This is a genomic window from Pseudanabaena biceps PCC 7429 (assembly GCF_000332215.1).
GTDB lineage: Bacteria > Cyanobacteriota > Cyanobacteriia > Pseudanabaenales > Pseudanabaenaceae > Pseudanabaena > Pseudanabaena biceps.
The window spans coordinates 1-10,333 of the sequence record NZ_ALWB01000188.1; the positions used below are offsets into that span (position 1 = coordinate 1).

Genomic DNA, 10,333 nt, shown 5'->3' on the forward strand with positions numbered 1-10,333 from the left:
CCCAGTAAGGTTTTGAGATTCCCAAAATGGCGTTGCCATTTTGGGAATTGGTATCAGTCGATGGGTGTGGCTAAAATCTTTTTGAGGGCAATCAATCCCTTTTTAAGTTGCCGCGAAACAGTTACAGCGCTAATGCCTAGAGTTTCAGCGACTTCGCGGTGGGTAAATTCTTTTAAAAATACAAACTCCACCACTTCACGGGTACGATCTTCTAACAGATCGAGGGCTTGCTGGAGGCGAATATTGTCCTCTTGAGCAAGTTGAAAACTTTGATATTTATGATCGGTGACCAGATCGCCGATCGAGGTGCTGCTATCTTCGCTTTGATCGATCGGTGTATCAAGGCTAATTGGCGATCGGTTTTGACAAGCAAGTTTGATGTCATACCATTCATTGACTGTGATACCTAGGTAATTGGCTACTTCTTGACTTGAAGGTTCGCGTCCAGTTTCAGCCCGTTTGGTACGAATAATTTTGCAGCCTTGGTTATAGGTTGTCAGCCATGCGCGTGGCATTCGCACCGTAGGACTTTTGTCCCGCAAGTAATGTTGGATTTCCCCCTTGATATAGGGTACGGCAAAGGAACTAAAGGCATTTCCCTTGCTGACATCAAAACGTTCGATCGCATTAATTAGCCCAATCGAGCCGACCTGCATCAGATCTTCAAAGCTTTCTTGGCATTGATTTTTCCAGTGATATGCTTCACGCCGTACTAAGCCAATATTTAGGTTTACGAGTTGGTTGCGCAGCTTGATCGATGGTTTAGAGCGATAGGCTTGCAAAATTTCTAGAGTTTCTTGCTTTTTGGAGATCGTAATTTGGGAATCCATTTCTTCGGATTCCTTTGGTTCGTTGCGACTATCTAAATACTTCCTTTGCAAAAAGTTCTCTAAGTGTTGATAGATGATTAATTGGGCGAATTCAGAAAAATTGGGATTTGTTTCAGGATTAAATTGACTGAGGGCTTTTTTAAAGCCTTGCTTACCTACTTCTAGTAATTCGCGATCGCTTGAACGCCTTTCACCAATTCTTTTGTTAGATACTCGACGTTCACTGGTGTCTGCGCGATCTCCCGATCGCCTTTCGCCAATATTAGTTTGATTGATGAGCGAGATTGGTAAAGAAGCGATCGTTTCGCGAATTATGCCCATATGAATCTCAACTAGCTGATGCTGTAAGGATTCAGAGGGAGAAAACCGATACCCCCGCAGAAGTTTCGCGATATTTTCATTGTTTAGGCTATTTTCATCTAATTGCATAGGACGAACATCCTCAATGATGCAAGCAGCTAGAAAATATGCCCAATACATTAGAGGAGAACTTTGCATACATGTGCTTGATACCAATAGCTGTCAATGGCACATAGATTAGGTTACGTTGTTTGACCTTTGCCCCTAGCCCTGAGGCTAATCTGGGACTCCATGAGAATAATACAATCTATATCTTTATATCCAATTTCTTTTATTGTCTAAAGATTCTGTCCTAAGACAATTATAAGATTCTCATATCGTTGCAGCCCCCTAGATTATACATTCAACTATGGATTATCACCACGAAAGAATGTAATGATTAGATTAACATAACTATCACTTCATCTCCCACGGGTACATAAGTTTGGTTTACTCGCATTACTGCGAGAGAGTTTACCCCGATCGCGCTAATTAAGTTACCCGAACTGTAATTGGAGACGGGTTGAAAGGTGGGGATTCCTTTGGGATAGGTTAATTTTCCCCAGAGATAGGTCTCGCGTCTGCCTTGAGAATTAAGAGCTTCCGTGGTGGAAGCTCTAATAAATTGAGGCTGCCAATGGGTTTCACCCGCGCCATTTAACTTAGCGATCGCACCACGAATAAATCTCCAAAAACTCATCATTGCCGAAACTGGATTTCCGGGAATTCCAAAATAAACAATTCTTTCCTCACTTCCATTCACACTAAGAGAGTTTGTGAGGGAAGCTATGGTTAGAGGTTTTCCTGGTTTAATGGAAACTGACCTTACATGGATATGAGCACCTAGTTTTTCCAGCAATCCATCTATATAGTCGTAATCACCAACGGAAACCCCACCTATGGAAATAACCATATCGCTAGTGGCGATCGCCTTTTTGATGGCGGTTTCTAATTCTTCTCGGTCGTCGGGGACTGCGCCAAAGGGAACGGCGATCGCTCCCGCTTGGGCGATCAGAGCGGATATAGCATGTAAATTGGAGTCAATTATTTGTCCTAAGTGAAGTGGTGCCGAACTATCAAGGCTCACAAGTTCGTTCCCTGTGGAAATAACGGCAATTCGTGGCTGACGATAGACTTTTACCTGTTGGCATCTTGCCGAAGCTAAAGCGCCAATTTCTGTAGGGGTTAATTTACTACCTGCTGACACCAGAGTTGTGCCTGCGGTAATAAATTCACCTTTACGACGAACATATTCGCCTTGGATTGGTTTGACTTGAAGGTACAAAATATTGCCAATACGTTCTGTATCTTCCTGCATGACCACAGTATCCGCACCAATGGGTAACATTCCTCCCGTAAAGATGCGAATGCATTCGCCTTTTGCTAGGGGTTTAGCGATCGCCATTCCTGCGGGAATTTCATCGGCAGTGATCCGTAACTGCCATCTTTCCTGAAATTGCTCCTGAAATTCCTCCTGAAATTGCTCCTGAAATTGCTCCTGAAATTGCTCCTCTAAATCTGCGTAACGAAAAGCGTAGCCATCCATCGCGGAGTTATCCCAATGGGGAAAGTCCAAGGCACTACGGACATCCTCTGCTAAAATTCGGTTCAGAGCTTGGGATAGGGGGATAATTTCACTATCGATTTGCGGATCGAAAGGTTTTACCAAACTTAAAACGATCTCCTCTACTTTGGCGACTGGAAGCATATTCATAGGAATTTTGGGGAGTTTCGGGGAATTTTGGGTATTTCTTGAGAGTTTTGGGGAGTCTTTGGGAGTTCTTGGGTTTTGCGATAAAATTTGTCTATGCGTATAGATATTGTCACCCTTTTTCCTGAATTTTTTACTTCGCCGTTGCAAACAAGCTTGCTTGGCAAGGCGATCGCCAATCAGATTGCCGAGGTGTATCTGACCAATCCCAGAGACTTCACCACCGATAAGCATCATCGTGTTGACGATGAGCCCTATGGCGGCGGCGTGGGAATGTTGATGAAGCCAGACCCGATTTTTGCAGCGGTAGAGTCATTGCCAATTTTGCCTAAGCGCGAAATTATCTATCTGACTCCGCAGGGAAAACCAATGAAGCAAGAAATGTTTAAGGAGCTTGCCAATTACGATCAGCTAGTCCTTATTTGTGGGAGTTATGAAGGAATTGATGAACGGGTATGCGAGCATTTAGTCACTCGCGAAGTTTCCCTTGGAGATTTTGTATTGACCTGTGGTGAGATTCCTGCACTAGCGCTAATTAATGGCGTTGTACGTTTGCGTCCAGGAACAGTGGGGAAGGAAGATTCGCTCAAGTTTGAGAGTTTTGAGGATGGACTGCTGGATTATCCGCAATACACCAGACCTCCAGTATTCCGAGGTTGGGAAGTTCCCGAAGTATTGCGATCGGGCAATCATAAATTAATTGCGGAATGGAGAAAGGAACAACAAATTCTCCGTACCCAACAACGCCGCCCCGATCTTCTATAGTATTTGTCAGGTAAGTATAGTTAAAGAATAAAACCCAAAATAATGTTGCTGCGCGGAGCGCGGCAACATTATTTTGGGTTTTATGTCCTGATACAGTTGACGGCAGTTATACATCAGTATCGTTAAAGAATAAAAACTAACAGTCTGCGCCACCAACTAAGTTGGTGGCGCAGACTGTTAGTTTTTAGCTACTTAGTGATAAATTTTAGTGATAAATTTTTAGTGATAAAATCACTCCCATATCTACTTTCTGAATAAGCGTATAGGTCATACTATGCAAATCGTTGAGGTTGAAGCAAAGGTTATAGGTCGTAAGCGATCGCCAATTGCACCGTGGCAAGTATCAATCTCGCAGGAAGGCTTGACATTACGCGATTTGATTTTGGATATTGTGGATGCAGAAGTGACTGCTTTTCGCGATCGCCAAGAGCAACAAAGATTGCCTCAAATCTTGACTAAGGATGCGATCGCTTGGGGAATGGAAAAAGGCAAGATAACTTCAGGCGATCGCGAATTTGCGACTCAATCTGTCGATCTGCAAGCCGCTTTTGAGGCGGCGATTCAGGCTTTTAGCGATGGCTTATACTATGTTTTTATTGACGATCGCCAGTATGAATCGCTGGACGAGCAAGTGACGCTACAGCCCCAAAGCAAGGTATTATTTTTGCGTCTCGTGGCGATGGTAGGAGGTTAATATGTTAAAGCGCGAACAGGCTTCTCAAGAACTACAAAAATTCTTTAGCACTCCCGAAATTTGGTTAGAGCGACATCAAACGGCGATCGCATCTCTACCAGATAGTTTAAGAGAAATTGCTTGGGCTTTATTGCGAAGGGATCGGCATGGATTATATTGTCAGAATTGGGAAGAGCTTGCAAAATCAGCTAATCGTTTGGGAGAAGTTAATGCTACGGAAAGATATCAAATCTTTGAAGCGCTATGTCCATTAATTGCCAAATATGTAGAAGCTGGTTGGCAATTACATCAGCGATTACCCTATCAGAATAGCTATCAAAGGCAGCCATTTCGCTTGTCATCTTCCATTATCCCTGCCACTTTAGTTAATTGGGTACAAAGCATTCTGAATATAGTTCAGCACTACGAACAGGATATTGCTTGGTATGCAGTTTGGGTAGCTTATATTTATCAATACACCGATATTGGCATTCTGTTCGCGGCGGCGATAGAAGCGGAAGATGAACATTCGGAGGAGATATTAAAAATATTACTAGACTCGGCAAGGGGGGAACATCCGATCGCAGCTATGGGCAATCATGTCGTGCGATCGCTATTAATAGTTAATCGACCTGACTGCTGGACATTTGTAGAGAATTTACTCCTAGCTGCCCAACGACAGGAAGGACTAAGACAGACGATTTTGGAAGCGATCGCTCAGGCCCATCCCCAAGCTTTTCGGCGCATGGTGAGGTTGATTTTAGAGCAGGATTTAATCCGCTTTAGTGCTACGATTCGAGCAGTGGATCAGTGGTTTGGCTTTGGTTGGACTGTCGAACAGAAGAAAATAGCCGAGCGATCGCTGCGTCAATTATTAGGATTTCTCGAAGATGAGAGTTTAAGGCAGTCAGGTTTAGAAAGTGCCGATCCTCAAGAAGTTTATCTTTGTCTATGGGCGATCGCCTTTGAGAATGCTGAAGCTGCCATCGCCCCTGCGACGCTCTTACTCCAACATTCTCAAGTGGAAGTTCGCTTTGTGGCTGCATTCTTACTGAATCAATTACATTTAGACTCAACGAAGCAAGCACTATTACCTATTTTCGAAGATCGCGATTTGCGAGTGGCTGCCCAAGCTTTTCAGGGCATTCAGAATAGTATTCTGAATACTATTCAAATAGATAGCAATCGGATAAATAACGATCTATTTGAGCGTTTAGAAGCTTTTTTACAAAGAATTCCCGCCAATGAGAAGAAACTACAACCTCTAGTTTGGGAATGGATGCTGTTGAGTTTAAACCGATCGCAGGTTATCCGCACTTTAAATGATCATTTAGGCGATCGCTCTCCCAGAAGGATGATTCCCTATCTGTCAGAGATGGACGTGTGGCTTCGGGTTCAAGTAATCCAATTATTGATTAAAGAGCAACCTTGGGATGATGAGGTGCAGGGTCAAGTTTTTGCGGCAATGCGCGATCGCTCTTCCCATTTGCGCGAACAAATTTTCAATTTACTCAAACCCTATGCTCTCAATTCTGAATTGATTGTCAAAATGGAGGGTTTACTCACCCGTAAAGGTAGCGATCTGCGGCGGGGAGTGTTGAATTTAATCTTGAATCAAGCGGACAATGATGTTCTTATTAGTAGCGATCGCCTTTTAAACAGTAAAGATGCGGGGCAACGTATATCGGGACTAGAATTATTAGATGAAATGATTCGGGCAAAACGTCTGAGCGATGACTGTTATCGAAAAGTGGAAGCCTATCGCCAAAGACCAAAACTCACCGCCGCCGAAGTAGAGCTTTTACAGAAATTTTCTGAACCCGAAAAGCAGCAAACTGCTACCCTCGAAAATGGCTTGGGACTATTCGATCCCAGTCAACGGACTCCCGCGATTCCGCCCGAATTTCCCGATCGCGAAATTGTATTAGTTTCTGAAGCTGCAAAAAATATTTTGCGATCGCTCGACGATTTAATTCATGAATATCGCAATGTGCCAGTTAAACTGAGAGGATGGGATGGAACTGAAGGCGAAGAGCAATTGCTAGGGAATTTACATTGGTTAAGTTTTCCTTCCCCAGATATTTCCCATGAGGAGAATCTTGCTAATTTACCTTTAGCAGAGGTGTGGCAAGAATGGTGGCAGAATCGATCACCAGAGTTACGTGATGCCGATGGATATGAATTATTGCGAGCCATAGCTTCTTTGCCTAGACAAGGACATGAAAACCTTTTCCAAGACTATTCTTTCTTTCGGAACCATTTTTTAAACGATCAATCACCTAAATGGGTAAGAGATTGTCAGCGAATTTTGGTGATTGAAGTACAAGGATTAAATTATAGCAGTTTAGTTAAGTGTGCGCTGAAATGGCTGCTGTTTCTATATCCTCTTGAAGGTGCTGTCGATTTTATTTTAGACGCTACCCAGTTTTCACTTGCGACAATTCATCAAACCGTTTTACAGAGTCTTGGATCGTCTCCAGAGCAATATCCAGATCAATATATTGATGATTGGCGTGAAAATAATCAATTCACTGCATGGTTGCTTTTTGCTTTTCAGTATCATAATTCGTGTCCTAGTGAATGGACATTAGCACAGACAAGACGACTATGGCAGTTACTACGCTGGATTGATGAACCATTTGGAACAGTACCGCGTTACCTTAAAAATGAAGGTAATGGAAGTTATCAGGTTTTGCCAATTAGTAATCAATCGGAAGGACAGATTAAGCGTTGTCGTCCGAATTTAATCCAGATGATTTTTGCCTTCAAAGCCAATGCAGTTACAGAAGCAGATCTTTTAGATTTTTTAGTTGGTGAAAGGTTGGAGAACTACTACTGTTTTAGAGAATTGAGAACATTAACTCAACGTAGCGGAACGCTTACAGCAGATAATCGCACTAGAAATGAGTTTTCTAGTTTGCCTGAACCTGATTATCAATACTTATTAGAATTAGTCGATCGCTGTCGAAGTCGGATTGTGGAAATAGAATGCGATCGCGGCGATTTACCCACTCCTGCTACCGAAGCCGCCTTGAGCTTGCAGTCTGTATTAGGCATTGCTCCCGTGATTAAACTTTTGCAAAATTTAGGCAAAGAACAGTTTATCCGAGGATGGAGCTACGATCACGCTAGTAAAGCCGCTGTATTTAGTCATCTCATTCGTGTTTCTTTCCCTCTGCCCACCGATACCCCCGAACTATTCGCGCAGCAATTTACCGCTTCTGGACTTACTAATCGCAAAGCGATCGAGCTTGCCGTCTATGCTCCTCAATGGGCGCGTTATGTCGGGCATCTACTGGAATCTCCCGCATTTGCCGAAGCCGTATGGTGGTTCCATGCCCATACCAAAGATTCCCATTGGCAAGTCGAGCAATCGATTAGAGAAGGTTGGAGCGCTCAAGTTGGCGAACATACTCCCCTCACCAGCCAAGATCTAGTAGATGGTGCTGTCGATGTAGCTTGGTTTTGGAGAGCCTATCGCGCCATGACACCCGCTCAATGGGAAGAAATCCACGAAGCGGCGAAATTTGCAGCGGGCGGACAAGGACATACGCGGGCGCGTCTGTTTGCAGATGCCATGTTAGGACAAATTGAGAAATCGGCAACCATCGATCGCATTCAAACAAAGCGCCATCAGGATTCTGTGCGAGCCTTGGGTTTAATTCCCTTAGAGTCAGAGAATCGTGAAGCCGATATTTTGCAACGCTACGAAGTTATTCAAGAATTTATGCAGGGTACTAAACAATTTGGTTCCCAACGTCAGGCGAGTGAAAAACTAGCCGCCCGTATTGCCCTCGAAAACCTGTCGCGGACAGCAGGATACGCCGATCCTCAACGCCTAGAATGGGCGATGGAAGCCAAAGCGATCGCTGATTTAGTAGAAGGTGCGGTCACGGTGACAGAAGGCGATGTTTCCGTTAGTCTCAGTCTTGACGCGCTCGGCGCTCCTAATTTAACAATCGTCAAAAAAGGTAAACCGCAAAAAACTATTCCTGCGACGCTCAAAAAGAATACAGAAATTATGGGTCTTCAGGAGCGCAAACAGAAACTAACCAAACAAGCCTCAAGAATGCGGTTGTCTCTCGAACAGTCCATGTGTCGCGGCGATCGCTTTACAGGTGCAGAACTGCAACAATTACTAATTCATCCCATTCTGCGCCCGATGTTGCAACAGTTGATTTTTGTTGGCGAAACGGCGATCGGTTATCCCCAAGATTCTCGGTTGCGAAAACATGACAGCACTTACATCCAACTCAATTCTGCTGATCTAGTCCGAATCGCCCATCCCGCCGATCTTGTGAAAACGGGTGAATGGCATCTCTGGCAACAAGAATGTTTCCATGCTGAGCGATCGCAACCTTTCAAACAAATTTTTCGAGAACTCTATCTTCCTATTCCTACGGAAGAAACTGAACAGAAAGGTTCTCGCCGCTATGCTGGACATCAGGTGAATCCCAGACAGGCTTTAGCTCTATTTGGACAGCGTGGCTGGGTGGCGAATAGTTACGATTATGAATCAAGTATCCATCGCATTTTCTATGACCAAGATATTTATGTATCTGTGGAAACTGACAGTGGTTGGACTACTCCCGCCGAGGTGGAAGGTTTAACTATTGATGCTGTCTACTTCTCTCAACGTAGTCGCAACACTTCTCTCAAACTCGATCAAGTTCCTGCCATAGTTTTTAGCGAAGTCATGCGCGATCTTGACCTAGTGGTGAGCGTGGCGCATCAAGGCGGAGTCGATCCAGAGGCAAGTGCTTCTACGGTGGAAATGCGATCGGCACTAATTCGGGAAACCAATCGATTATTGAAACTGACCAATGTCAATTTACAAAATAACTATGCCCTAATCGAAGGTGAACTCGGCAGCTATTCTGTCCATCTTGGCAGTGGTGTGGTACATCGCCAACCAGGGGGCTCCCTTTGCATTGTTCCCGTTCACAGTCAGCATCGAGGTAGATTATTCCTTCCCTTTGCCGATGACGATCCGAAAACTGCGGAAATAATTTCTAAGATCCTCCTACTCGCCAAGGATAAAGAAATTAAAGATCCCACCATTTTGCAGCAATTACTGTAACGACAGAGGAATATTACTGCTCTGCAAGCATTTTGTAGATTTCACGCTTGACCTGAGTAAGCAGATCACGCACGCGATTGACCTGCTCCAGATTGCCGCTGCGAGCGATTTGGGTGACAGCATCGTTTAACTCGGTTAAAGTCCGCCGTAATTCTATCAATTCCGTAGGTTTGTTTTCTGTGAAGCTGTCGCGAGGATTTTTGACAGGGGATTGCTGATGGCGATCGCTCAAAAATTGCCTGCCATTCTCGGTGATCGTATAGATACGCTTACCATCAATCTGCTCGCTCGTCAGATAACCGCCTTCTTCCATCATTTGTAATGCGGGATATACCGAGCCCGCACTGAGACGGCGAAATCCACCACCACGGGCTTCTAATTCTTTGATCAGTTCATAGCCATGCATGGGTCGCTCCGATAGCAGTGCGAGCAGAATGAATTTTATGTCACCGCGACGGGTGCGAGGCTCATCGCCCCACCCGCCACCAAAATTATCTCTGTGTCCATGCCTCCTACTCATGAAGAAGTGATTGTTAAGTCCTTCTCCTGCTAAAGCTAGATCAGGAAAATGGGAACGAAATTGTCTAAACATAGGTAACTCCTTATTGGTTTTAAATAGCTATCGCGATATATCGATATCTATACATAAAAGCTATCGCGATATATCGGTTTTGTCAACTATAAATTTCTAGAACTTAAAAACCAAGAATTGATTGGCGGCGCAAAGCGCCGCCAATCAATTCTTGGTTTTTAAACTTGGGCAACAACTATAATACCAATTCCCAAAAGTGTGGCTACACTTTTGGGAATTAAAAACCAAACCCAGTAAGGGTTTTAAAATCACAAAATGGCGTAGCCATTTTGTGATTTGGTATAAGTAGCTAGGCGCAACTAAATATAAAACCCCAAAAACTGTAGCGCACGCTGCGCGTGCG

6 protein-coding genes are annotated in these 10,333 nt (G+C 44.1%); 3 read left to right on the plus strand and 3 right to left on the minus strand.

Annotated features, from left to right (window positions below; translation table 11 throughout):
- Positions 1-53 precede the first annotated feature (53 nt).
- Positions 54-1,328, minus strand: a complete 1,275-nt coding sequence (locus PSE7429_RS27800; protein ID WP_324603580.1) for an RNA polymerase sigma factor SigF — start codon at positions 1,326-1,328, stop codon at positions 54-56.
- 241 nt (positions 1,329-1,569) lie between these two features.
- On the minus strand, positions 1,570-2,883 hold the full coding sequence (locus tag PSE7429_RS17530; protein ID WP_009628637.1) for a molybdopterin molybdotransferase MoeA: 1,314 nt from the start codon (positions 2,881-2,883) through the stop codon (positions 1,570-1,572).
- 93 nt (positions 2,884-2,976) lie between these two features.
- Here PSE7429_RS17530 and trmD point away from each other — a divergent pair, with 93 nt between their 5' ends.
- From trmD to PSE7429_RS17545, 3 genes are all read left to right on the plus strand, one after another.
- Positions 2,977-3,645: a tRNA (guanosine(37)-N1)-methyltransferase TrmD gene (gene trmD, locus PSE7429_RS17535; protein WP_009628638.1), complete on the plus strand. Its 669-nt coding sequence runs from the start codon at positions 2,977-2,979 to the stop codon at positions 3,643-3,645.
- A gap of 274 nt (positions 3,646-3,919) precedes the next feature.
- Positions 3,920-4,339: a hypothetical protein gene (locus PSE7429_RS17540; protein ID WP_009628639.1), complete on the plus strand. Its 420-nt coding sequence runs from the start codon at positions 3,920-3,922 to the stop codon at positions 4,337-4,339.
- A 1-nt stretch (position 4,340) separates the two neighbouring features.
- Positions 4,341-9,398: a DUF4132 domain-containing protein gene (locus PSE7429_RS17545; RefSeq protein WP_009628640.1), complete on the plus strand. Its 5,058-nt coding sequence runs from the start codon at positions 4,341-4,343 to the stop codon at positions 9,396-9,398.
- Positions 9,399-9,411: 13 nt separating this feature from the next.
- Here the strand turns inward: PSE7429_RS17545 and PSE7429_RS17550 are convergent, their stop codons facing one another.
- A complete protein-coding gene (locus PSE7429_RS17550; RefSeq protein WP_009628641.1) occupies positions 9,412-9,990 on the minus strand; it encodes a PadR family transcriptional regulator in 579 nt (192 codons plus the stop codon).
- Between the last annotated feature and the right edge of the window lie 343 nt (positions 9,991-10,333).